The 23,951-nt window shown below is 57.4% G+C and carries 23 protein-coding genes; 12 read left to right on the forward strand and 11 right to left on the reverse strand.

The window, feature by feature from the left end; translation table 11 throughout:
• Positions 1 to 150: 150 nt before the first annotated feature.
• The 3 genes from QOL67_RS12035 to QOL67_RS12045 all read left to right on the forward strand — a co-directional run bounded on the left by QOL67_RS12035 (position 151) and on the right by QOL67_RS12045 (position 4,636).
• Positions 151 to 1,233: a TRAP transporter substrate-binding protein gene (locus tag QOL67_RS12035; RefSeq protein ID WP_283426212.1), complete on the forward strand. Its 1,083-nt coding sequence runs from the start codon at positions 151 to 153 to the stop codon at positions 1,231 to 1,233.
• A 116-nt stretch (positions 1,234 to 1,349) separates the two neighbouring features.
• Positions 1,350 to 2,264, forward strand: a complete 915-nt coding sequence (locus tag QOL67_RS12040; RefSeq protein ID WP_283426213.1) for a TRAP transporter small permease subunit — start codon at positions 1,350 to 1,352, stop codon at positions 2,262 to 2,264.
• A 17-nt stretch (positions 2,265 to 2,281) separates the two neighbouring features.
• A complete protein-coding gene (locus QOL67_RS12045) occupies positions 2,282 to 4,636 on the forward strand; it encodes a TRAP transporter large permease (RefSeq protein ID WP_283426214.1) in 2,355 nt (784 codons plus the stop codon).
• Positions 4,637 to 4,710: 74 nt separating this feature from the next.
• On the opposite strand, the gene QOL67_RS12050 is transcribed toward QOL67_RS12045, so the two are convergent.
• From QOL67_RS12050 to QOL67_RS12060, 3 genes are all read right to left on the reverse strand, one after another.
• Positions 4,711 to 5,160 (reverse strand): RDD family protein, encoded by a 450-nt coding sequence (locus tag QOL67_RS12050; protein ID WP_283426215.1) that lies wholly within the window; start codon positions 5,158 to 5,160, stop codon positions 4,711 to 4,713.
• An 88-nt stretch (positions 5,161 to 5,248) separates the two neighbouring features.
• Positions 5,249 to 5,674 (reverse strand): DUF2852 domain-containing protein, encoded by a 426-nt coding sequence (locus tag QOL67_RS12055; protein WP_283426216.1) that lies wholly within the window; start codon positions 5,672 to 5,674, stop codon positions 5,249 to 5,251.
• Positions 5,675 to 5,846: 172 nt separating this feature from the next.
• On the reverse strand, positions 5,847 to 6,314 hold the full coding sequence (locus QOL67_RS12060) for a YbaK/EbsC family protein (RefSeq protein ID WP_283426217.1): 468 nt from the start codon (positions 6,312 to 6,314) through the stop codon (positions 5,847 to 5,849).
• Between the two features lie 57 nt (positions 6,315 to 6,371).
• Between QOL67_RS12060 and QOL67_RS12065 the strand changes: the two genes are divergently transcribed.
• The 6 genes from QOL67_RS12065 to QOL67_RS12090 all read left to right on the forward strand — a co-directional run bounded on the left by QOL67_RS12065 (position 6,372) and on the right by QOL67_RS12090 (position 12,497).
• Positions 6,372 to 6,758, forward strand: coding sequence for a nuclear transport factor 2 family protein (locus tag QOL67_RS12065; protein ID WP_283426218.1), 387 nt, complete (start codon positions 6,372 to 6,374; stop codon positions 6,756 to 6,758).
• 60 nt (positions 6,759 to 6,818) lie between these two features.
• Complete coding sequence (locus QOL67_RS12070) at positions 6,819 to 9,605, forward strand: [protein-PII] uridylyltransferase family protein (protein WP_283426219.1); 2,787 nt, start codon at positions 6,819 to 6,821, stop codon at positions 9,603 to 9,605.
• Position 9,606: 1 nt separating this feature from the next.
• Positions 9,607 to 9,876, forward strand: a complete 270-nt coding sequence (locus tag QOL67_RS12075) for a hypothetical protein (RefSeq protein ID WP_283426220.1) — start codon at positions 9,607 to 9,609, stop codon at positions 9,874 to 9,876.
• Between the two features lie 138 nt (positions 9,877 to 10,014).
• Entirely contained in the window at positions 10,015 to 10,686 is a 672-nt protein-coding gene (locus QOL67_RS12080) for a DUF6778 family protein (protein ID WP_283426221.1), read from the forward strand.
• A gap of 57 nt (positions 10,687 to 10,743) precedes the next feature.
• Positions 10,744 to 11,955, forward strand: a complete 1,212-nt coding sequence (locus QOL67_RS12085) for an RSP_2647 family RNA methyltransferase (protein WP_430458952.1) — start codon at positions 10,744 to 10,746, stop codon at positions 11,953 to 11,955.
• Complete coding sequence (locus QOL67_RS12090; RefSeq protein ID WP_283426222.1) at positions 11,952 to 12,497, forward strand: RSP_2648 family PIN domain-containing protein; 546 nt, start codon at positions 11,952 to 11,954, stop codon at positions 12,495 to 12,497. The genes QOL67_RS12085 and QOL67_RS12090 overlap by 4 nt, the downstream gene beginning before the upstream one ends.
• Before the next feature lie 64 nt (positions 12,498 to 12,561).
• Here QOL67_RS12090 and QOL67_RS12095 read toward each other — a convergent pair whose 3' ends face one another.
• From QOL67_RS12095 to QOL67_RS12125, 7 genes are all read right to left on the reverse strand, one after another.
• Positions 12,562 to 13,254 carry a M48 family metalloprotease gene (locus QOL67_RS12095; protein ID WP_283426223.1) on the reverse strand — a complete coding sequence of 231 codons (693 nt, stop codon included), beginning with the start codon at positions 13,252 to 13,254 and terminating at the stop codon, positions 12,562 to 12,564.
• 41 nt (positions 13,255 to 13,295) lie between these two features.
• Positions 13,296 to 14,444, reverse strand: a complete 1,149-nt coding sequence (locus QOL67_RS12100) for a M24 family metallopeptidase (protein ID WP_283426224.1) — start codon at positions 14,442 to 14,444, stop codon at positions 13,296 to 13,298.
• A 74-nt stretch (positions 14,445 to 14,518) separates the two neighbouring features.
• Positions 14,519 to 15,703, reverse strand: a complete 1,185-nt coding sequence (locus QOL67_RS12105; RefSeq protein WP_283426225.1) for a vWA domain-containing protein — start codon at positions 15,701 to 15,703, stop codon at positions 14,519 to 14,521.
• Positions 15,704 to 15,706: 3 nt separating this feature from the next.
• On the reverse strand, positions 15,707 to 15,874 hold the full coding sequence (locus tag QOL67_RS12110) for a hypothetical protein (RefSeq protein WP_283426226.1): 168 nt from the start codon (positions 15,872 to 15,874) through the stop codon (positions 15,707 to 15,709).
• A gap of 6 nt (positions 15,875 to 15,880) precedes the next feature.
• Entirely contained in the window at positions 15,881 to 17,251 is a 1,371-nt protein-coding gene (locus QOL67_RS12115) for a DUF2927 domain-containing protein (protein ID WP_283426227.1), read from the reverse strand.
• A gap of 2 nt (positions 17,252 to 17,253) precedes the next feature.
• Positions 17,254 to 17,706 (reverse strand): GNAT family N-acetyltransferase, encoded by a 453-nt coding sequence (locus QOL67_RS12120; protein ID WP_283426228.1) that lies wholly within the window; start codon positions 17,704 to 17,706, stop codon positions 17,254 to 17,256.
• Between the two features lie 153 nt (positions 17,707 to 17,859).
• Positions 17,860 to 18,699 (reverse strand): AAA family ATPase, encoded by an 840-nt coding sequence (locus QOL67_RS12125; protein WP_283426229.1) that lies wholly within the window; start codon positions 18,697 to 18,699, stop codon positions 17,860 to 17,862.
• Between the two features lie 186 nt (positions 18,700 to 18,885).
• On the opposite strand from QOL67_RS12125, the gene dksA reads away from it, so the two are divergent.
• Both dksA and QOL67_RS12135 read left to right on the forward strand, forming a co-directional pair.
• Positions 18,886 to 19,308, forward strand: a complete 423-nt coding sequence (gene dksA / locus QOL67_RS12130; RefSeq protein ID WP_283426418.1) for an RNA polymerase-binding protein DksA — start codon at positions 18,886 to 18,888, stop codon at positions 19,306 to 19,308.
• A 97-nt stretch (positions 19,309 to 19,405) separates the two neighbouring features.
• On the forward strand, positions 19,406 to 20,593 hold the full coding sequence (locus tag QOL67_RS12135; protein WP_283426230.1) for an FAD-dependent monooxygenase: 1,188 nt from the start codon (positions 19,406 to 19,408) through the stop codon (positions 20,591 to 20,593).
• A 126-nt stretch (positions 20,594 to 20,719) separates the two neighbouring features.
• Here QOL67_RS12135 and QOL67_RS12140 read toward each other — a convergent pair whose 3' ends face one another.
• Positions 20,720 to 21,613, reverse strand: coding sequence for a LysR substrate-binding domain-containing protein (locus tag QOL67_RS12140; protein ID WP_283426231.1), 894 nt, complete (start codon positions 21,611 to 21,613; stop codon positions 20,720 to 20,722).
• Between the two features lie 108 nt (positions 21,614 to 21,721).
• On the opposite strand from QOL67_RS12140, the gene katG reads away from it, so the two are divergent.
• Positions 21,722 to 23,905, forward strand: coding sequence for a catalase/peroxidase HPI (gene katG / locus QOL67_RS12145; RefSeq protein WP_283426232.1), 2,184 nt, complete (start codon positions 21,722 to 21,724; stop codon positions 23,903 to 23,905).
• Positions 23,906 to 23,951 lie beyond the last annotated feature (46 nt).

Genomic DNA, 23,951 nt, shown 5'->3' on the forward strand with positions numbered 1-23,951 from the left:
TCCGGATTTTTGGCCATTTGGTCGGTTTCTACGCGGTAGTGGGTATTTCCTCTACGTAGGGGCAGGGCTAGGCTCGCCGCACTTCAACGATCCGCTTGGAGTCTCTGGAGGGAGACCTGAGCTGAACAAAATTCTGGGAGGAAGACCTACATGGATCGTCGTTCTTTTCTAAAGACGTCTGCACTCGGCGGCACAGCAGCCGCAGCCACCACTTTGGCGGCACCCGCATTTGCTTCTGGCAAGCGCACACTGACAATGGTGACATCCTGGGGCCGTGGCCTCGCAGGTGTTTTTGACGCGGCACAGCACGCGGCAGACACCATCACCGCAATGTCTGACGGCAACTTGACCGTTGAGATCAAAGCGGCTGGCGAACTGGTTGGCGCATTTGAAGTATTTGACGCCGTGACCGCTGGTCAGGCTGATATGTACCACGCAGCTGACTACTACTTCACCGGTCAGCACCCTGCGTACCAGTATTTCACCGCAGCTCCGTTTGGTATGACCGCTCAGGAGATGATGAACTGGTATCACCACGGCGACGGTCTGGCGCTGCATGATGAGCTGGGCGAAATCTTCGGCCTGAAATCCTTCCTGGCGGGTAACACCGGTGCACAGGCGGGTGGCTGGTTCTCCAAAGAGATCAACGGTCCGGAAGACTTCCAAGGTCTGAAATTCCGTATGCCTGGCATGGGCGGTCAAGCGCTCGGCAAAATGGGCGCATCCGTTCAGAACCTTCCAGGTTCCGAAGTGTACCAAGCGCTGGCGTCTGGCGCCATCGACGGTACCGAGTGGATTGGTCCTTGGGCTGATGAAAAAGCTGGTTTCCAGGAAATCACCAAGTTCTACTACACAGCGGGTTTCCACGAGCCAGGTGCTGCTTTGACTCTCGCAACCAACCGCGAAGTGTTCGACAGCCTGTCTCCTGCACACCAGAAGATCATCGAAACTGCCGCAGCAGCCACACACCAGTGGAACCTGTCTCAGTTCCTGAACAACAACGGTGCGGCGCTGCAGCGTCTGCAAGCCGGTGGCGTGAAGGTTCTGGAATTCCCAGACAGCGTTTGGGATGCAATGGGCGCTGCGTCCAAAGAGACTCTGGACGGCTACATGGACGACGAAATCTTCGCCAAAGTCCGTGGCTCCGTGGAAGAAAGCATGAAAGCGTCTTCTGGTTGGCTGGTGCGCTCCGAAGGTTTCTACCGCGCACAGCGTGACCGCGTGATGGGCTAAGGCCTTGAGAAGCTAAGAAATTGGCCCCTCGGATACTCCGTGGGGCCTTTTCAAAAAGACGGGGCGCGGATCGCAGCACTGTCAAATATCCAAAACAATAAGGGGATGAGGGGACAATGCTGGACGGTCTGGTCTGGTTCTTTTCCAACATCGGCCAAGCCTTTGTGAACGCGGGATACGCGATCACACATCCGGGTTTGTGGCTGAGCTGGATGGGAGGCCTGGAGACCACCGAGGACAAACAATCGTTGATGCGATTTGTTTATTACGGTGGCTCGGTCGAGTTTTTCTTTGTGGTGTTCACGCTTTTCTTGATCGTTACTGCGGTTGGAATTGCGCGACCCAATTTCATGTGGGGATGCGTGCGCGTTCTGGAGGGCTTCGCCAATTCGGTGGGTCGCTTCTTTGCGTGGGCAGGCCTGTTGATGGTGCTGCAGCAGATCGTGATCGTGTTCATGCAGCGGATTTTCACCGTGGCTGAGATCTCACTGATCTACGGCGTGGACTGGCTGACGTTTGACGTGAGCTGGTGGGCGGAAGAGCTGAAGCTGTATAACGCGATGATCGTGTGCATGTGTGCGACTTACACTTTTGTGCAGGGCGGCCACGTGCGCGTGGATCTCGTGTATTCGGCAATCAGCCACCGCGCAAAGCGTGTGATCGATATGTTTGGCTCCATTTTCTTCATGATGCCGGTTGCGGTTCTGACCTGGATGTACGGCTGGTTCTTCATGTGGCGCCACCTTGTGACACCAAAAGTATCGGCGTCTGACAAGGTTGAGATCCTGATGAAAAAGGCCCGTATCCTGAAATGGAATGTGGAGACCATCGGTTTCTCACCCAACGGCTTTAACGCGTATTTCCTCTTCAAAGTGCTTCTTGTTTGCTTTGCCGCCATGGTCTTTTTGCAGGCCATCGCGTTCTTCTACCGCTCATACCTTGAGTTCAAAGAAGGCGTTGGCAGCATTGGTAAATACCTCGACCGCGACACGCTGGGCGAGGGCGAAGAAGCCTATGAAGGCACACACTGATCTAAGGGGCAGAACTAATGCTATTTGGACTTGATGGGGTCGAGATCGGCCTGATTATCGTCTTTCTCTGCCTCTTCGGAGGCATTCTTTCCGGTTTCCCGGTGGCGTTTGCCATTGGCGGGGCAGGGGTTATCTCTTTTGGGATCATTGCGGCGCTCGACAGTGCCGGGATCCTAGTGCACCAAGCAATTGACAGTGGTTCGGCAATGTATGCCGACCTGATCGCCCAGGGCGTGAAGGCGGATACGATCTCGGTCTTCCGATACCCAGATTTGCCACGTGTGGCGGAATCTGTGTTCCCGGGCGGCTGGGAACAGGCGATGAACCGCAACATCAGCTTTGTGGTCAACCGGATGAACGAGCGTGTGCTTGCCGGTCAATCCATCGAAACGCTGTTGGCGGTTGTGATGTTTGTTCTGATGGGCATCACGCTGGAACGTTCCAAGATTGCAAACGACCTTCTGACCACCATGGCGCGCGTCTTTGGCCCGCTGCCAGGCGGTCTGGCTGTGTCGGTTGTGGTTGTGGGTGCCTTCCTTGCGGCTTCCACAGGAATTGTGGGCGCAACGGTTGTGACCATGGGTTTGCTGTCGCTGCCTACCATGCTGAAGCACGGGTATAACCCAAAGCTGGCAACGGGTGTGATTGCGGCCTCTGGTACGCTGGGTCAGATCATTCCACCATCCATCGTGATCGTTCTACTTGGTACGTTGGCAGGTGACCTCTACTCTGCGGCACAGGAAAACCGTGCGCAGGTGGCAGGGTGTTCTGACGCGCTGACCTTCCTAGGGGAACCGGCGGTTGTGTCTGTTGGGACATTGTTCCAAGCAGCCTTGATCCCCGGCATCATGCTGGCGGTGCTCTATGGTCTCTATGCCTTTGGTTACGCGATGTTTAACCCCAAAGAAGCCCCCGCGGTGGAAATGGGAGCCTCCAACGGCGAAGCCATTACACGTAGCGAAGGCATGACTTGGTTCCTTGCGGTACCGGCGGGTTTGATTGCTGCTGTGATCCTTTTGGGGCAGGTCAATCTGATTGGCACCCAAGACGTCACAGTCGACAGCTTCTCGGATGCGGGTCAAACCGCGAGCCTGCGCACCAGCGTTGGAGATCAGTGTAAAGCCTCGATGATCGACTTGCATGGGCAACTTGCCTGGGATCAGGCGATTGCGGAGCAGACGGCGATTGACGAAGCTGGTGGTGTTGCGGAAGCGCGTGCGCTTAGCGATGAGGAGCGTGCCGAGCTGCGTCTTGGGAAAATTGCCGCGGCAGCGCCTATTGGTTCTGGTCTGGCAATTGGCTACCTGCTGTTGGCATTGATCCTGACCACTGCACGGGGCGTTTCCCCTAGCGCGGACACCCGTCCGTTGCTGATTGGTGGCGCAGGTATCGTGCTGGCACTGGCTGTGGATGCCATCCTGATCACGCCGGTGACCACACCGGGTTGGACGCTGATCTTCCTGGCGGTGCCTTTGGCGATGTCGCTTTACGGTGTGCGCTACGGCGCGGGTCTGCTTGGCAAAAATGAACTGCTGCGCGTGGTGTTCCCACCGCTGGTTCTGATCATTGCTGTGCTGGGCTCGATCCTTGGTGGTATCACCAACCCAACTCCGGCGGCTGCGCTGGGTGCAGGTGGGGCGATCATGCTGGCGGCGTATCGTCGACTGCACGATGAAGGTCGCTCTGGCGGGATCATCATTTGGTCGACCTTTGCTGTGATCATCATGATCCTTGTGGGTGTGAATTTTGACCTGCGTATCAACCAGGAAGTTGTCTCCACTGAGAACCTGATTGCGTTCTTTGTGGCCAAAGGCACCTACCTGTTTGCGATGTTTGGTCTGCTGTTCGGCTGCTGGGTTCTGTTCCGTGGCAAGGTGCTGTCTCCGATTGTGCGGGAGACCGCGAAAGTGACCTCGATGGTGTTCACCATCCTGATCGGCTCGCAGCTTCTGAACCTTGTGGTGATCAGCTTTGGTGGTGAGCATTACATTCAGGGCTTCCTGAAGTCGTTTGACAACGAGTTCAAAGTCTTCCTGATCGTGATGTTGGTGCTGTTTGTGATGGGCTTTGTGCTCGACTTCCTGGAGATTATCTACATCGTGATCCCAATTGTCGGTCCAGTCATCTATGGCGGCACGTTTGATCCGAAGTGGGTGACCATCATGATCGCGGTGAACTTGCAAACCTCGTTCCTGACGCCGCCGTTTGGCTTTGCGCTCTTCTACCTCAGAGGGGTAGCGCCAAAAGAGGTGACCACCGGGCATATCTACAAGGGCATCATTCCCTTTGTGCTCATTCAGGTGCTTGGCCTTGCGATCTTGTGGTACTTCCCGTCGATTGTTACGATCTTGCCGGACTTGATTGGGAACTGAACCAAAGCGCGATAGACAAAAAGAAACGGGGGCCAAGTGGCCCCCGTTTTGCGTTTGACGGTGGTGATATGTGATCAATACCGTGCCGCGCGGTTGATGGCGACGGAGCCCATTATATGATCGGTCAGGCCCTGTTTGCGGTCCGTGGTGATCATCAAGACAATCGAGATGATTTGCAGGATTGGGAACATCACGGAGACGGTGAAGCCGACCGTGTGCAGGAAAGCCGACCCTAGCTCAAAACGGCTGCCATCTGATTGGCGCAGCTCGATCGACATAAGGCGCATGCCCCAGGTGGCGGAGCCGGTGGCGATGGTGACGACGCGGTAGGCGAAGCCAAAGACAAACAGCAGAGCGCCAAAGAAGAAGATGCCGGTGAAGGCTGTGAATGGCAGTACCAGCACACAGAGGACAAAGACCAATCCGGTGTCGATCAGCCACGCCAGAAAGCGCTTGAAGGTCACGTCTTCGTAAAACTCGGACTGGGTGTCCGGATCGGGCAGGGCAAAGGTTCGGTGGCTCATGTCTCTCTCGATTAAGTTGGTGCCGTCATTCGATAGAAAACGGCGCGGAAGGGGACTTCCGCGCCATGATTGCTCAGATATGGTGCGTTTAGGCGTCTTCGGTTTCGCGACGTTCCTCGGAGGCCTTGGTGGCACGTTCGTCCATGAACTGGTCAAACTCCGATTTGTCTTTGGCAGCGCGCAGACGCTCCAGGAAGTCTTCAAAGTTTTTCTGCTCATCTTCCAGACGGCGCAGGGTTTCGTCGCGGTAGCTGTCAAAGGCGCTGTTGCCGGAGGAGGACATCACATGCATGCGACGTGAACAGCTGCGGTTGCGGGAGGACTTTTTGAACATATCTTTGCTCCAGATCATGTAGAACAGAAGGGCCAGGCCCACGGGCCAGAAGAACACGAAGCCAAGAACCATGGCGGCAATCCAGGCACCTTTGCCTTTGCTGTCCAGCCAGGCCTCGCTCTTGCCAAACCAGCTGAGGTGCTGGGTGTTGGCGGTATGGGCGGTTGCGGCAGGGGTCATAACTGTCTCCGAGTTTGTTTTGTTGTGTCTCTGTGAAGCGGTATGTAAATCGCTTTCACATTACCAAGATTGGGAGTAAGGGGCCACATTGCAAGTAGAAATGTGAAAGGTTTTTACATTATCCGCGTAACTACCTGTATTTGCTTGGTGAATAGGTTGAAAAATTTATGGTCTAAATGCTGAAGTTGGCCGTGATCGCGCCTGAAATCTGCTGAAGATTGGCCGGGGACAGGCAAAAAACGTGGTTTGGTGTGCCTGCAGCGGACCAAATTTCCGCGAAATCCAACAGCCGGGTGTCCATAAACGCTTGGATGGGCGAGAGGTGGCCCACCGGGCTAACCCCTCCAATCGCAAAGCCGGTTTGTTTGCGCACCACGGTGGCATCGGCACGGGTGAGCGGCGCCCCAAGCAGAGCTTCGGCGGCTTTGTTGTCCACCTGACGGCCTCCGGCTGTCAAAAAGAGAACCACTTCGCCTGTGTCTGCGTTTTGGAACACAATCGACTTGGCGATCTGATTCACCTCACATCCTACGGCGACGGCGGCCATTTGTGCAGTGCGCGCGCCGTCGGTTTCACGGATGTCGATGTCTTTACCAGCAGCTTCTAGCGCTGCGCGGACACGTTTCAAACTCTTGCTCATGTGGTGCCTCCCTGCCTTCGGGTTGATTTCTGCCATGGCGCGCCGCAGGGTGCCAGCATGGAAAAACCGAATGCTTTGAAAGAGACATTGCTGGTGCTTGAGACCCAGGTTTGGGACGCGCTGGTGACAGGAGATGGTGATGCGGATGGCGCGCTGCTGAGTGCGGATTTTATCGGCGTCTACCCGGATGGGTTTGCGGGCAAAGACGCGCATACTGGCCAGTTGGATGGCGGGGCAACCGTGGCCGAGTACCGGCTAAGCGACGTGCAAGTGCGAGCCACCGGGGCGGATTGTGGGTTGTTGATTTACCGGGCAGATTATCTGCGGAGTGACAAAACGGATTGGGAGGTCATGTTGGTGAGTTCCTTATGGGAGAAGCGTGACGGGGCCTGGGTCAACAGCTTCAGTCAGGACACGCCGATGTCCGGGGAGGCAGTGCCTTAAACGTACCCTGCGGCAGGACCGCCAATTGACCTTCTGACGTTGCGGTTTCAAAGTCGCGCCATGTTGTTTGAATCACAAATCACCCGCCTGCCACGTCCGTTTGATCTTGAACTCGGAACAGAGGCGTGCGCCGCCGTGCCGGCGTTGTCCGGTGATCTGGCCAAGCTGATTGAAGGCACGGCCGGATCAAGCCCCTATCTCAAGAGCTTGATCCACAAAGAAGCGGATTGGCTGCAAGAGGCGTTGCAAGATGCGGATGCCGCAGTGACCAAGCTGTTTGCTGAGCTGCGAGAAGGTGCGCCAGATCAGCGCCCGACAACTTTGCGGGCGGCCAAGCGCAAGGTGGCCTTGCTGACGGCGTTGGCGGATTTGGCGGGCGCGTGGTCGCTTGAAAAGGTGACGGGGACGCTGACGGATTTTGCGGATTTGGCAAGCCAGTTGGCGCTTGAAGCCACAATTGGCGCGGAAATCCGACGCAAAAAGTTACCTGGAGCCACCGAAGACGACATTCCAACCGCGGGCGGCATGGTGTCGATTGCCATGGGCAAGATGGGTGCCCATGAACTGAACTACAGTTCCGACATTGATCTGATCTGCCTGTTTGATGAAAGCCGGTTTGATGCGGATGACTACCACGATGCACGGGCCAGTTTCATTCGCGCCACGCGCAAGATGGCCGCAATGCTCAACGATATCACAGGCGATGGTTATGTGTTTCGCACCGATCTTCGGCTGCGGCCTGATCCGGCAGTGACACCAGTGTGCCTCGCGATGGAGGCGGCGGAGCGCTATTATGAGAGCCTAGGGCGCACATGGGAGCGGGCAGCCTATATCAAGGCGCGGCCCTCGGCCGGAGATTTGGCGGCCGGACAGAAATTTTTGGACACACTGACGCCGTTTGTGTGGCGCAAGCATTTGGATTTTTCTGCCATTCAGGACGCCCATGACATGCGGTTGCGCATTCGCGCGCACAAAGGGCTGGGCGGTGACATCTCCCTTGACGGCCATAATATGAAGCTGGGGCGCGGGGGCATTCGCGAGATCGAATTTTTCACCCAGACGCGACAGCTGATTGCCGGCGGGCGTGATCCGTATCTGCGCGATCGCCACACGGTGCCGGGGCTACGTAAGCTGGCGTCCAAAGGCTGGGTGCCGGAGGATGTGGCGGAGGCGCTGTCTGACCATTATCGGTTCCATCGCGAGGTGGAGCACCGGGTGCAGATGGTTGCGGATGCGCAGACACACCTGTTGCCAAAGAGCGAAGAAGGCTGGGGCAAGATTGCCGGGTTGATGGGGCGCGATGAGGCTGACATTCGTGCGGAACTGCATGACCGGCTGACAGAAGTACATGAGATGACCGAGGGCTTCTTTGCGCCGGATGCGGCGCCGGCGGATACGGATGAGGTGATGCATCAGTTTGACGAGGATGTCATTGATCGCTGGGAAAGTTATCCGGCAATGCGCAGTGTGCGGGCGGTGGAGATATTCAACCGTGTGCGGCCCGAGATCCTAAGGCGTTTGGCACTGACGGCACGGCCTGATGAAGCGCTTTTGGCTTTGGACGGGTTCTTGCGTGGCTTGCCCGCGGGGGTGCAATTGTTTTCGCTGTTTGAGGCCAATCCGCAGTTAATTGACTTGCTGGTGGATGTGGTTGGCACGGCGCCGGCATTGGCGCAGCATCTGTCGCGTAATTCCGGTGTGTTTGACGCTGTGATTGGCGGCAGCTTCTTCACAGACTGGCCTGGTGTGCGTGGGCTGACCGACGAGTTGCACGATCGGTTGGCGCGGGACGCAGATTATGAGGCGCAGTTGGATGGCACACGGCGGTGGTCCAAGGAGTGGCAGTTCCGCATAGGTGTGCATCATCTGCGTGGTCTGATTGGCGCAGAGGAAGCTGGGCGGCAATACGCTGATTTGGCGGAAGCGGTTTTGGCCGGGTTGTGGCAGCCGGTGGCGGATCACTTTGCTTCCAAACATGGGCCGATGCCTGGGCGAGGCGCGATTGTGCTGGGCATGGGCTCTCTGGGGGCGCAGAGGCTCAATGCCACGTCGGACCTTGATCTGATTGTGATCTATGACGCGGATGGGGTGGAGGCCTCTGAAGGGCGGCGGCCGTTGGCGGCGCGTCCGTATTACGCCCGGTTCACACAAGCCTTGGTGACGGCCTTAAGTGCGCCGATGTCGCAAGGACGGCTCTATGAGGTGGACATGCGGTTGCGCCCGTCCGGAACGCAGGGGCCGGTGGCCACGTCGCTGGCCTCGTTTAAGAACTACCAGAGGGATGAGGCCTGGACCTGGGAGCATCTGGCACTGACACGGGCGCGGCCTGTGACCGGCGCGCCAGAGTTGATGGCGGAGGTGGAAGGCTTCCGGCAAGAGGTCTTGGCGGCGGAGAGAGACAAGGCGGCGATTGGCAAAGACGTGCAAGAGATGCGCGCGCGGATTGCGGCAGCCAAGGCGCCGGATGGGCCGTGGGACGCGAAGATTGGGGCGGGCCGGTTGCAGGACATTGAGCTGTTGAGCCAAACCGGGGCGTTGTTGGCGGGGTCGGCCCGCCGAACGGTTGCGCAAGGTTTACAGGCGGGTGTCGCAATTGGCTGGCTTTCTGCCTCAGATGCATCAGACCTTGCCAGCACCTATCGGCTTTGTTGGCAGGTGCAACTGGCGTCTAAGTTATTGTCTGGCAGCACCATTGTGCCGGATGAGATTGGTGAAGGCGGACGGGCGTTTTTGTTGCGGGAAACGGGCGCAGACGATATCGATTTCGTGGTAAACACGTTGACAGAGGCCACCCATAAAGCCGCAGAGACGGTCACTAAGGCATTGGCGTCCACAGGAAAGGTGTGACATGGACATTTCGCATTGCGACCCCAAGGGGCTGATTCACGAGAGCTACCGGATGGAAGGCATCACGGCTTCTGAGTGTCGGTCGATCTTTCTGGATTGGGCGTTGTCACTACCCGAGGGGGTGGACACGCGGGACGCAATTGAAGTGTTGATTGTGCATTTGAGCAGCCGATTTCCTGGCCATCCTATGACTGCGGTTTTGGAAGAAGGCAGCGTGGAAATGCGTGCGCCGAAGCGGCGTGGCGGTTGGCGATCACGGCCGCGAGGGTGACGATTTTGGGCAGTTTTCGACCTGTGTAAAATTTTAGGTAATTCCTTTGAAACGTCCATCGCACGTCGCATTCGCGCCCCATTTGGCGCGCAAATTTACATGGAGCAGCAGAGGCGAGAACCGCCCGAGGAGTTGGACATGTCGATGGGTAAAGTTATTGCAGCACTGGTACTGGCCTTGGGCGCAAGCGCCTGTGCATCAGTAGACACCGCCAGCCGGAACGCGCCATATGACACTGTGCCAACTGACATGGCCGCGCCTGCGCCGTCTTACGCGCTTGAGAGCTTTGATGTGTTGGTGCCAACGTCGCTGAAGGTTTCCGAAGCCAACCTGTATTACCCTCCAGGCGATATTGTTTGGCGTGGGGAAACGCGCGGCAACCGCTATGAGCAGGTGAAAGCCATCTTTGATGAGAGCATCCGCTTGGGCACACGCCCGTTGGATGGGGCCATGCCGGTGCGGGTGAAAATCGAAGTGACTCGCTTCCATGCGCTGACAGAGAAGGCCCGCTACACCGTGGGCGGCGTGCACTCGATCGAGTTTGTAATGACCATCATTGAGCCAACAAGTGGCGCGGTGCTGCGGGGACCGAAGCCGATCAAAGCAAGCCTTGTTGGCTATGGCGGACAGATGGCCTTTGAGGCGGAAGCCCGCGGGCTGACCCAAAAATACCGCATCACCCAGCATCTGGCCCGTGTGGTGCATGATGAACTGACCAAAGCCGAAGGGTTTGTGGCGCCAAAGCGCGGCGTGACCCAGCGCATTCAGCCATTGGCACCTGCTGCGATTGAGGTGGCGGCGGCGGAGTAACACCGCCAAGCGCAGAGAAGGGTTTCCACACCCGAGAGAAACAAGTAGGAGGACGGCATGTCTATGTCGTCCTCTTCTGCGTCTGCGCGCCCGGTTGTGCGTATGAAGCCAAAAGCCAACGCCCGTGCAATCCGTCATGGATTTCCTTGGGCCTATGATAACGAGCTGGTCACCGACCGGCGCACCAAAAGTCTTGTTCCTGGCACCCTTGCGGTGCTGGAAGATGACAAGCGGCAGCCTTTGGGGGTGGTGGCGACCAACAGTCAGAGCAAGATCTTCTGTCGGATGTTGGATCGCGATCCAGAGGCGCAAATTGACCAAGCGTGGTTTGAGGCAAAATTTGCCCGCGCGCTGTCTATGCGGGATCGGGTGTTTGATACGCCGTTTTACCGGTTGATCCATGCCGAAGCCGATGGGTTGCCCGGTGTGGTTGTCGATCGTTTTGGCGATACCGCCGTGGTGCAGCCCAATGCAGCCTGGGCCGACACATTGCTGGAGCCGCTGGTGGCCGCGCTTGTGGCGGTGACTGGTGTGACCAATGTGTTGAAAAATGGCTCGGGTCGAGCGCGTGTTTTGGAAGGGCTTGAGGAGCACAGCGCCGTGATGGCCGGGGCGGCGCCTGATGTGCCAGTGCCGGTTGTGATGAATGGCGCGACGTATATGGCCGATCTGACCGGCGGTCAGAAAACCGGGCTTTTCTATGATCAACGTCCAAACCACGGATTTGCCGCCGGGCTTTGCAAAGATGCCAAGGTTTTGGACGTGTTTTCGCACGTCGGCGGCTTTTCTCTGGCAGCATTAGCTGGGGGCGCAAGCCACGCGACAGCTGTGGACGGCTCTGCGGCAGCGCTGGAATTGGCACTGGCCGGGGCTGCGGCTGCCGGGGTGGCAGCACGCTTTGACACGCGTAAAGGCGACGCCTTTGAAGTGCTGACCGCGCTGGGCGACGAGGGCGCGAAATTTGACGTGGTTATTTGTGATCCACCGGCCTTTGCGCCGTCCAAACCTGCGCTTGAAAAAGGTTTGCGCGCTTATGAACGTGTGGCACGGCTGGCAGCACCTTTGGTGGCAGAAGGTGGCTATTTGGGGTTGTGCTCCTGTTCTCATGCCGCTGATTTGGCACGGTTCCGGGGCGCATCGGTGCGCGGGATTGGTCGGGCTGGTCGTCATGCACAGCTTATTCACACTGGGTTTGCGGGACCGGACCATCCATTGATGCCGCAGCTGGCCGAAAGTGGCTATCTGAAATCGTTGTTCTTCCGCCTGTGAGACGGCTCCTGCTCGACACCTGCGTTTTGTATCCTACCGTGATGCGGGCGGTGTTGTTGGGTGTGGCCAAGACTGGCGCATTTGAACCGCAATGGTCTGATCGGATTTTGGAAGAATGGGCGCGGGCGGCGCGAAAGTTGGGCCCAACTGGCGAGCCGCAAGCGCGCGGTGAGATTGCTTTGCTGCGGGCAGCATGGCCCAAGGCTGTGGTGACCTGGAAGCCCTCGTTGGAGCATCGGCTGTACTTGCCGGACGAACATGATGTGCATGTGCTGGCGGCGGCGATTTCCGGATCGGCAGATGCCATTGTCACGATGAATGCGAAGGATTTTCCAAAGCATATTTTGGCGGAAGAAGGTCTTGAGCGGATTGCACCAGACGAGCTTCTAAGGGGCTTTTGGGAAGACGATCCCGAAGGCGTTGCAGAAGTTTGTGAGACGGTGCGGCAGGAAGCTGAGCGGTTGAGTGGCGAGGTTTGGGAGATGCGCAAGCTGTTGAAAAAGGCGCGGCTGCCGAAACTGGCGAAAGCTGTGACGTCGTAGAAGGGGCTTTGCCTCGTCACAGCCTGGCTGCGATTCCCCAGGATATTTGAAGAATGTGAAAGCCTTAGGCTTTGGCGATGCCCCATTTGCGCTCGAGTTTTTCGATAGCTTGAATGCGCTCCTCGGTTTTGGGGTGGCTCAGCAACCAAGCAGGTGTACTGGCTCCATGTGCGCCGGTGAGATGGGAGAGTTTCTCAAACAGGGATTTTTGCGGGGCCGTGCCGATACCGGATTTCACCAGAAGGGCTGCGGCATAAGCATCTGCTTCATACTCATCCCCGCGGGAGAGGCGCGATGACAGCAGGCTTGTTGCGGTGTTGGCCACCAGGGGCCCGATGCCGGGCAAGAAGCGGTTGAGCACCATGGCGAGGGCTGTGCGCAGGGCGTTTTGGCCGGAGAAGTCGATCATGCGGCGGCGGGAGTGGCCCAAAGCCACGTGACCCAACTCATGGGCCACAACAGATGCGATTTCCTCGGCGCTTACGTCTCCTGCGCGATAGCGGTTGTAGAAGCCCCGCGTCAAAAAGATACGGCCATCCGGCGCAGCGAGGCCGTTCACCGGCTCGATCTCATAGATGTGCACGCGGATGCGCGGCAGATCGAGAGCTTTGGCCATGTCCTTGATCAACGGGTTGAGATGTGGGTCAGCCAGCTCGGTGGATTTTGCGTCCAGCTCGCGCGCGGTACGCCAGGCAGAAAAACGCATCATCAACAGTCCGTAGAGCACCGCGATGAGGATGGGCATCAGTTTGATCATGAAGAAGATATGGAAGCTCCGGCGGCGGTGAGCAAGGGCTGTTAGAGTTCAAAGAGTTGTGGGGTGTGTCGCGAGAGCCTTTCTGTACCACCTTGAGAGCACAATACGGAATGCCCCAAACACATGGCTTCACCTGTTATATCGTCCATCAAAATCATATGTAGGAAGAAGACCTGGTTCTCTCGCATGGTCTGCGGATTGCCTTCGTAAAACATCGGGAAGTCTACCCAAATCGGTGCAAACACGGCGCCCATTCCATATCCACAAGCCTGAAGCCTGGCGTGCTGAAAACCATGTGCATCAAACGTGTCGGCATGAGCCTGAAACACATCTCCCATAGGCGCGCCGGGGCAAATGGCCGCTTCGCAGGCCGTTAGGGCCTCATTGGCAGCGGCAAACATTCTGCGGTGTTGTTTGCTTGCTTGCCCAATAATGAGGGTTTGCATCATGGCCGCATGATAGCGAGCGTATGCGCCGGACCATTCGATGGTCAATTGATCTTGTGCTGACAGGTGGCGCCGTCCGGAAGCTGATCGGCACAAAAGGGCGCGTTGGCCCGATCCAAGAATGAACTCGTTTCCGGCATAATCGCCACCGCCTCGGAGCACCGCGCCTTGCATTTCTGCAAGAATGTCCCCCTCAAATGCACCAACTTTCGTTGCTGAGAGAGCCGCGTCCAGAGCATCATCAGAGAGGGCAGCGGCGGTTCGGTGCATCGCTATTTCCGCATCTGATTTGTCTCGACGCAGATCTGAAATGAGATCGCTATAGTCAGCAAGATTTGGAAATGTATTGCGCAGTTGATGACCCCAATAGTCTGTCAGCCCGGCGGTCTTGGACTCATAGCCAAGTTTGACGTCGGACATCCCCAACTCTGCAAGTAAGCGAGAGAGATCCGCTAACGGGTCCGCGCCCTGCCACTCTGACCAGACGTGCACGTGATCAACTGGCAGGGTGCTTGTAAGCTGTGCCTGCAGCCGGTCTGGCCGGCGTGTGAGAAGGTGAATGTCACCGGACTTGGAGAGAACCATGCATTGGAACAGCGCAAATCCAAAGGTGTCGTACCCTGTCAGCCAGAAGTGGCTTTCTGGTGCAAATAACAAAATGGCGTCCAACCCTTGCTCGGATAGGGCTGATTGCGCGCGCGACACGCGGTTCTGATATTCCTTCAGGGAGAAGTGGTGCGGCATTCCAACCTCATGTCATCACGTCACCAGAGGAATATGTTTTGATGCATTTTTCAAGCTGTGACTTGGCTGTCAGGTCAGCGGGTCAATTCCCGCATGCCACGTTCCAGACCTTCGAGGGTCATCGGTACCATGCGGTTTTCAAAAATCTCACGGATCATGCCGATGGAGTGGGTGTATTGCCAATGTTGTTCCGGCAACGGGTTGATCCACAGATGAGAGGCCCATTTGTCGCGTGCGCGTTCGAGCCAGACTTGACCAGCTTCCTGGTTCCAATGCTCGTTTGCTCCACCGGGGTAGGCGATCTCATAGGGTGACATGGAAGCGTCACCCACAAAAATGCATTTGTAGTCTGGCCCGTAGGTGCGCAGCACTTCGTGGGTTGGGGTTTGGTCGTTCCAGCGGCGTTTGTTGTCGCGCCACACACCTTCGTAGAGGCAATTGTGGAAATAGTGGTATTCAAGGTGTTTAAACTCCGCGCGTGCGGCGGAGAACAACTCCTCGACCACTTTGATGTGCGGGTCCATGGAGCCGCCAACATCCAGAAACAGCAGCACTTTCACAGCGTTGTGGCGCTCGGGGCGGGTTTTTACGTCGAGATAGCCATGCTCGGCGGTGGCCTTGATGGTGCCATTGAGGTCCAGCTCTTCGGCAGCACCTTCGCGGGCCCAGCGGCGCAGGCGTTTGAGGGCCACTTTGATGTTGCGTGTGCCCAATTCAACGGAGCCGTCGAAGTTTTTGAATTCACGCTTGTCCCAGACTTTGGTCGCGCGTTGGTGACGGCTCTCTTTCTGGCCAATGCGCACGCCTTCGGGATTGTAGCCATAGGCGCCAAAGGGCGAGGTGCCAGCGGTGCCGATCCATTTGTTGCCACCCTGATGGCGGCCTTCCTGTTCTTTGAGGCGCTCTTGCAGAGTTTCCAGGAGCTTATCAAAGCCACCAAGGGCTTCAATCTCGGCCATTTCTTCCGCGGAGAGGTGTTTCTCCGCCATCTTGCGCAGCCATTCTTCGGGAATGTCGACGGCGTCCAGTACGTCCTGCGCGGAGATTTCGCCCAAGCCATCAAACGTCGCGGCAAAGGCGCGGTCAAATTTGTCGATGTTGCGCTCGTCTTTCACCATGATGGTGCGGGCGAGGTAGTAGAAGCTCTCCACATCATAGGTGGCAAGGCCTGCCCTGAGCCCTTCGAGAAACCCAAGAAACTCCCGCAGCGAGACTGGCACGCGCGCGTTTCGCAAGTTTTCAAAGAGGGGCAGGAACATGGGTCAGAGGGCCATGCGGTGGATGATCAGCGTGACAAACAAACCGAGGATCGCAAAAATCATCGCGTATACTGCGCCGTATTGCAGGATATCAGCGCGTTTGCCGCCACGTTTCTTGGCCAATGCGCCACCGGTGATTGCGCCAAGCAAAGCGCCGAGAAGTACAAACATGGTGTCCTAAGATCTCCCTTTGATCGGGCTGAGTGCCGAGATCTCGCGCAGTTTTGCACGCACGGCCCAGTCCGGACCAAAGCCGTATCGTGCCCAGCCAAGACTGTCCAGACGCAGGGCGCCGGCGTCCTCGAACTTGCCTTCCATCTCCAGCGCTTCCGCCTGCAAAAGCATAAGGGTGGACAACAAGGCAGCGTTTTCAAAGCGCCCAGCTGGTGCGATTTGTGGGTTTAAGATGGTGAGGGCTTCGCGGCTATGGCCAGCGCTGATGGCATAGGCGGAGAGCTGGGTGGCAACAAAGGCGCGGTGCGGGCCGTAGGGTTCCGCAGAGCGGTAAGCGCGGTCGGCGGCTTTAAAATGTGTGTGGGCTGCGGTGATGTCTTGCGATTGCAGCAGGCGACCCAAAGCGTAGTGGGCAAAGCCGAGGCGATGATCTTGCCATCCATTATCCTGTGCAATCACAAGCGCTTGGCGGGCCGATGCCCGCCGGTTGGCTGGAGATGTTCCGGGGCCAAGGGCGGTTTGCACTGCGCTGATCCAGGCGCGTGGGGTCTCTGGTAGCGGATTGCTGGACAGTTGATCACCACGTGGATTGATGCGCGACAGGATTGACGGCAAGCGGGATGCCACTTCCCTTCGGGTCATGCCGTTGCGCAGAGTGGGATCGTAGTAGGCCCGCAGCACGGTCATATCAAAACCGGTGAGCACGGCGTGGATGTTGTCGTCGTTGAACACGCTGTCGGGCAGGCGGTAGAGGTCATTCAGGGGACCAAGCGCCTGTGCCAATTCCTCGTGCAGACAATCGCGGGTTTCCTGCGGGCTGGTGTCATTGGGCAGGAAAATCGCGATCTTTTTGCGGCTTTCCAAAAGCGCCCAATTGGCCGCGCCGCTGCGCCGGGCGGAGCGATATTGCGACAGCGAGGAAATGTTGGGCACCACAAAGCAAGCCGCTTGAGGCAGGGCTTTGCGTATGTCCCGGCGCGACACTGCCTGAATGGTGATGTTGGCGGATGGCGACTGTGTCAGCGAGATGTCGATGCGCGCTTCATTGCGCAAGCGAGCCAGAAGCGCTTTGAGGTCCGGCATCATGCCGGTGGGGGGGGCGCCGGTCACGCGCACCGTGATTGGGCCCTCAAAACGGGTGAGCCGCTCGAGGCTACGGCCACTTTCCAGCTCAAAGCTGAGGTCAAGAAAGTCGCGGGTTATGTCGCGGTTGGAGCGGTTGGGTGGAATGGGACGAGGTGTCGAGAAAGCTTTGACCGGTGGCAAAGTGGTGTCACTCACTGCTGCGCGGGTGGGCACACCGTTTTGGCTGACAGGCGCACAGGCCGCCACAGCAAAGGCCAAAGGGATCAGTGAGGACAGAAAAAAGCGCAAAATCAGGGCCTTTGATATTTAATAAACGGGGTCAACTGCCCGATCCGATCATAGAGTTTACGGGCGTTGGTGTTAAATTCTTGTGTCATCCAATACACGCTTGGCGCACCGGCGTCATCTGCGGCATTGTAAACCGCTTCAATCAGTTTGCGACCGACACCTGTGCCACGGACGTCTGGATCGGCGTAGAGGTCTTGCAGATAACAAACGTTTTCAACTTTCCAAGCGTGGCGGTGGAACAGGTAGTGGGTCAAGCCAATGAGCTTGCCGTCCGATTCTGCAACCAGGCAGGAGTAATCTTGTGGGTCGTCGCCAAGGAGGCGAGCGAAGGTCGCAGTGTACACTTCTTCCGTAACAGCGCTTTCGTAAAAGGTGATGTAGGCGGTCCATAGGCGGCGCCACTCGGCATGGTCAGCTTCGGTGAGAGGACGGATGATGACGTTCGGTTGGGACATGCGTGGGCGGACTCCGGTTGAATGCCGATTTCGTCTACAAAATCAGGCCTTAAGTGGACTTTAACATGCGCAAAAACTTGGGCAAGAATGCGGTGGGTTTGGTGAAAATGAAAGGCCCGCTTGAGGCAGGCCGTTCAAGTTATTGGCAATCAATTAGCGTCCGGAGCGGGCCATAAAAGCGAGTCGCTCAAACAGATGCACGTCTTGTTCGTTTTTTAGCAGGGCCCCGTGCAGTTTTGGCAAAGCGTTGGCGCCGTCGCGTTTTAGGTCTTCGGGCGACAAATCCTCGGCTAATAGCAGCTTCAGCCAGTCGATCACCTCAGATGTGGACGGCTTTTTCTTCAATCCAGCAGTGTCGCGAATTTCGAAGAACTGCGTGAGCGCGGTGGTTAACAACGCGTCCTTGATGCCGGGGTGGTGGACCTCAACGATCTGCTTCAGCGTCTCCATCTCCGGGAAACGAATGTAGTGGAAAAAGCAGCGGCGCAGGAAGGCGTCGGGCAGCTCTTTCTCGTTGTTGGAGGTGATGATGATGATCGGGCGGTGCTTGGCTTTGACGGTTTCACCAGTTTCATAAACGTGGAACTCCATCTTATCGAGCTCTTGCAACAGGTCGTTGGGGAATTCGATGTCTGCCTTGTCGATCTCGTCGATCAACAGCACGATTTTCTCATCAGAATCAAAGGCATCCCAGAGTTTTCCACGTTTGATGTAGTTGCCAATGTCATGCACGCGCTCGTCGCCAAGTTGGCTGTCGCGCAGCCGAGAGACAGCGTCATATTCGTAAAGGCCTTGCTGAGCCTTGGTGGTGGACTTGACGTTCCACTCGATCATTTTAAGGCCCAAACCACGGGCGATTTGCATCGCCAATTCAGTCTTGCCGGTGCCCGGCTCGCCTTTGACCAACAAGGGCCGTTCGAGGGTCACCGCAGCGTTGACCGCAACTGTCAGATCCTCGGTGGCCACGTAGTCTTTGGTACCCGAAAACTGCATATAATTTCTCCGCCCGTTCGCCTATTTCGGCGCGCACACTACCGTGAACATATTTTGTCCGCAATGTGCGGTTAACAGGTAGTGACATTCCCCAGCCAACGGAGTATTGGCTGGCACGGAGAGAAGGGGGGTTACATGTCTGAATTGAATACCACGATGGACGTGAACCGCGATGAGGGAGCAGAAATGAAAGCCGAAACTTTCCTGCCCGACGACTATCGTCCCGCAGAAGATGAGCCGTTCATGAATGACCGGCAGGTCGAATACTTTCGACGCAAACTATTGAGCTGGAAAGAAGATCTACTTGCGGACACCCGTGACACGATCGAAGGGCTGCAAGATGGCACCCGCAATATTCCGGACGTTGCCGACCGCGCCAGTGAGGAGACTGACCGCGCGCTTGAGCTGCGCACTCGGGATCGTCAGCGCAAATTGGTGAACAAAATTGACAGCGCTATTCGCCGCATTGATGAAGGCGAATATGGGTACTGCGAAGTGACGGGGGAGCCAATTTCGCTCAAACGTCTGGATGCGCGCCCAATTGCGACCATGAGCCTTGAGGCGCAAGAGCGCCACGAGCGTCGTGAAAAAGTCCACCGCGACGACTAAATTGCGAGATTGCCTGTGACGGAAAAACGCAGGCAAGGATGAGAAAAACAAGGACGCTGGGGCTTTTGCTCCGGCGTTTTTGCTTTAGGGTCAAGCCATGGATTTGCAAGGTAAAAAGATCACCATCATTGGCGCAGGGATTGGCGGGTTGACAGCTGCGCTGGCCTTACACCAACGGGGCGCCAAGGTGCATATTTTGGAGCAGGCCGAGGCGATCAAAGAGGTTGGAGCGGGCCTGCAGATCAGTCCCAACGGTATGGCCGTACTCAGGGCGCTGGGTGTGGACGCGGCGCTTAAGGCGCGAGCCGTGCGGGCGGATGCGGTGGAGTTGCGCGACTATGCCGCGGGGCGACTGGTGAGTCGGCTGGACCTTGGGTTGATTTCCGAAAATGACCCGCTGCGACCGACCGAATACTATTTTGTGCATCGGGCGGATCTGGTTGATGTTTTGGCCGAGGCCGTTCGAAATGCCGGCATAAAAGTGCTTTTACTTCAGCAGGTTGAGACTGTTGTGCCTGGTGATCGGCCCAAGGTTATCATGGCCAATGGCGCGGAGATGACGGCGGATTTGATTGTGGGTGCAGATGGGCTGCATTCCAAGATGCGCCCCGTGTTGAATGGCACGGTGGCGCCGTTTTTCACACGGCAAGCGGCGTGGCGGGCAACGGTGCCCAACACCATGGCACATCCTGACCTGGTGCAGGTGCATATGGGGCCAAAACGCCATGTGGTGAGTTATCCCCTGCGCGGGGGAGAACTGGTGAATATTGTCGCTGTTCAGGAGCAAGTTGGCTGGACCGAGGAAGGTTGGCACATCCCGGACGATCCTGCCAACCTGATGGAAACATTTAAAGATTTTGGCGGCGGTGTGCGACGTATGTTGGCGGAGGTCAGTGATGTGCGCAAATGGGGGTTGTTCCGGCATCCGGTGGCGCCTGTCTGGCATAAGGACAATTGTGCTTTGCTTGGTGATGCGGCGCATCCCACCTTGCCCTTTATGGCGCAAGGCGCGGTGATGGCGATGGAAGATGCGTGGGTCTTAGGGGATACCCTTGAAAAGGCGGAGAATTTTGACAGCGGTCTTGCGTCTTATCAGGCCCGACGCGCGGGGCGTGTGGCCAAGGTTGTGGACACGGCCAGCAAGAATGCGTGGAAATACCATCTGAGCAATGGACCGCTGCGCATGGCAGCGCATATGGGTATTCGCATGGCCTCGACTTTGGCGCCCAAGAAGATGATGGGTCAGTTTGACTGGATTTATCTGTACGACGTCACCAAAGAGTGAGTGTTGCGGCGGAAATCTGTGGTGCTAACCACGGATTTCGACGTCGGTATCGCGTCAGTATCACGGTTGTTTTGCGGAGGTGCGGGATTTTGGGGTTCTGAGCCCCTTAACGGGCAGTGCGTTGCGCTAGAGTGATTCTCCGACATCGCGCACCAGCTCGGATAATTGTGCGAGCTGGGCGGCCAGGGGGCTGCTTTTGCGCCAGATCATACCAATGGTTCGAGCCGGCTGAGCACCGGAAAAGCGGGCGACGTTCACGGCAGCGGCAGGGGTGTCTACGGAAATGGCCATTTCGGGAATCACTGTGACCCCAAGACCAGCGCCGACCATTTGCACCAGTGTGGAGAGAGAGGAGCCATCGAGACCTTCGTGCGGTCGAGCCGTTGGCAATGAGCAGAATGACAGCGCCTGATCGCGAAAACAGTGTCCTTCTTCGAGCAAAAGCAGCCGTTCACGTTCCAGAGTGTCTGGCGCCGGCACTGGCGCGGTGGCTTCGGTGTCCGGGCGAACCAGGACAAACTCTTCGGACCAAAGCGGCACTTCAGCGAAGGCAGGCTCAGAAACTGGCAGAGCCACAATGGCGGTGTCGATGCGACCTGCGTGCAGTTCCGCCAAGAGGTTGGCGGTCATGGTCTCGCGCACCATGAGGGCCATGTCCGGGAATGCGGTTTTGATCTCTCGCAGCAGGACGGGCAACAGGTAGGGCGCAATGGTGGGAATCACCCCGAGGCGCAGACGCCCAGTAAGGCCGGATTGTGCGGCGCGGGCCATGTCGCCAAGCTCGTCCACGCTGCGCAAAATCTCGCGCACCCGCACAAGCACGTCTTCACCAAAGGCGGTGAGGCGCACGCGGCGGGTGGTGCGCTCCAACAAGGGCGCGCCAAAGCTTTCCTCCAAGTCTTTGATCTGCACGGATAAGGCGGGTTGGGAAATTGCACATACATCTGCCGCGCGACCGAAGTGGCCGTGCTCGGCGAGGGCATCAAAATAGCGGAGTTGGCGCAGAGTAAGATTATTCATAGTCTGTAGTTATCAATGTGATTGGAAAATGCAACTTCGTTAAATGAAATTCCTGTGCTTAGAATGGTTCCAGACAGAATGTGACCCATCAATCGACAGGAGAACGACATGGACGGAGACGTGAAATCAGGTGGCTGCCCGGTGATGCATGGCGCGGTGACGCAACAGGCACGCGGCAATCGTGATTGGTGGCCAAACCAGCTGAACCTGCGGATCTTGCATCAGAACTCGGCCAAATCCGACCCCATGGGGCAGAATTTTGATTATGCCGAAGCGTTTTCCAAGCTCGACTATAAGGCGCTGAAGGAAGACCTTTATGCGCTGATGACGGACAGTCAGGAGTGGTGGCCTGCGGATTATGGTCACTATGGCGGATTGTTCATTCGCATGGCCTGGCACTCGGCTGGCACTTATCGCACGGCAGATGGCCGTGGTGGTGGCGGCGCGGGGCAGCAGCGGTTTGCACCGCTGAACAGCTGGCCGGACAACGGCAATCTGGATAAAGCGCGGCGTCTGCTGTGGCCAATCAAGCAGAAGTACGGCAATGCGATCAGCTGGGCAGATTTGTATATTCTGGCAGGCAATGCGGCGATTGAGAGCATGGGCGGCAAGACCTTTGGGTTTGCTGGTGGTCGCGCCGATACGTGGGAACCGGAAGAGGATGTCTATTGGGGCGCAGAGGCTGAATGGCTGGAAGCGTCTGGTGGCGAGAAATCGCGTTATTCCGGGGATCGTGACTTGGAAAACCCGCTGGCTGCGGTGCAGATGGGCCTGATTTATGTGAACCCGGAAGGGCCAGATGGGCAGCCGGATGTGCTGGCCTCTGGACGTGACATTCGTGAGACCTTTGCGCGGATGGCGATGAATGACGAGGAAACCGTGGCGTTGGTCGCTGGGGGGCATACCTTTGGCAAGGCGCATGGGGCTGGTGATCCTGATCTGGTGGGGCCTGAGCCGGAAGCGGCGCCAATTGAGGCGATGGGGTTTGGTTGGATCAACGGCCATGGCACCGGCAAGGGTGATGACACCACGACCTCTGGTCTCGAGGGCGCATGGACAGCCAATCCAATCCAGTGGGACAACGGCTATTTTGACCTGTTGTTTGGCTATGAATGGAACCTGACCAAAAGCCCGTCGGGCGCGTGGATATGGGAGCCGGTGGACCCGTCGGAAGATGACATGGCGCCGGCGGCGCATGATCCCAGCAAGAAGGTCAAAACCATGATGACCACCGCCGATATGGCGATGCGTCTGGACCCGGCTTATGGCGCGATTTCCAAACGGTTCCATGAGAACCCGGAGGAGTTTCAGGATGCCTTTGCACGGGCGTGGTTCAAGCTGACCCACCGCGATATGGGCCCACGGGCGCGCTATCTGGGTGAAGAGGTGCCCGGTGAAGAGTTGATCTGGCAAGACGTTATTCCGGCGTCGGAGACTGATTTGTCTGAAGCCGATGTGACGGCGCTGAAGGCGGCTGTGATGGCTTCCGGTCTGTCGGTGAGCGATCTGGTGAAAACCGCCTGGGCGTCGGCAAGCACTTTCCGTGGCAGCGACATGCGTGGCGGTGCCAATGGGGCGCGGGTTGCGCTGGCGCCGATGAAAGATTGGGATGCCAATGAGCCTGCGGAATTGGCGGGGGTGTTGTCGGCACTGGACGGTGTTCGGTCGGCGTTTGGCAAGCCGGTGAGTTTGGCGGACCTGATTGTGATCGGCGGCGCTGCGGCTGTGGAAAAAGCGGCGGCGGATGCGGGGCAGGTTGTATCAGTACCGGTCACGCTGGGCCGGGGTGATGCGACGCAAGAGATGACCGACGTGGAGAGTGTGGGTATGCTGGAGCCGCAGGCGGATGGTTTCCGCAATTATGCCAAAGCGCAGTTCACCGTGTCACCGGAAGAGCTGTTGGTTGATAAGGCGCAGTTGCTGACGCTGACCGCACCGGAGATGACCGCGCTTGTTGGTGGTCTGCGTGTGCTGGGTGCCAATCATGGTGATACGGCTCATGGCGTGTTCACCGATCGGGTTGGGCAATTGAGCAACGACTTCTTTGTGAATGTGCTGGACATGGGCACCACTTGGTCGGACGCGGGTGACGGTGTTTATGAGGGTAAGGATCGTGCCAACGGCGACATAAAGTGGACCGCGACACGGGTTGATCTGGTGTTTGGCTCTAACTCGCAGCTGCGGGCGCTGGCCGAAGTTTATGGTCAGTCCGATGGCGCGGACAAGCTGGCGCAGGACTTTGTCGCTGCGTGGTGCAAGGTCATGGATGCGGATCGATTTGATCTGAAGTGATCGAAGTTAGGATGAAAGAGAAAGGCGCGGCGGAGGTCGCGCCTTT

The sequence above is a fragment of the Shimia sagamensis genome, assembly GCF_900182745.1.
Classification (GTDB): domain Bacteria; phylum Pseudomonadota; class Alphaproteobacteria; order Rhodobacterales; family Rhodobacteraceae; genus Shimia; species Shimia sagamensis.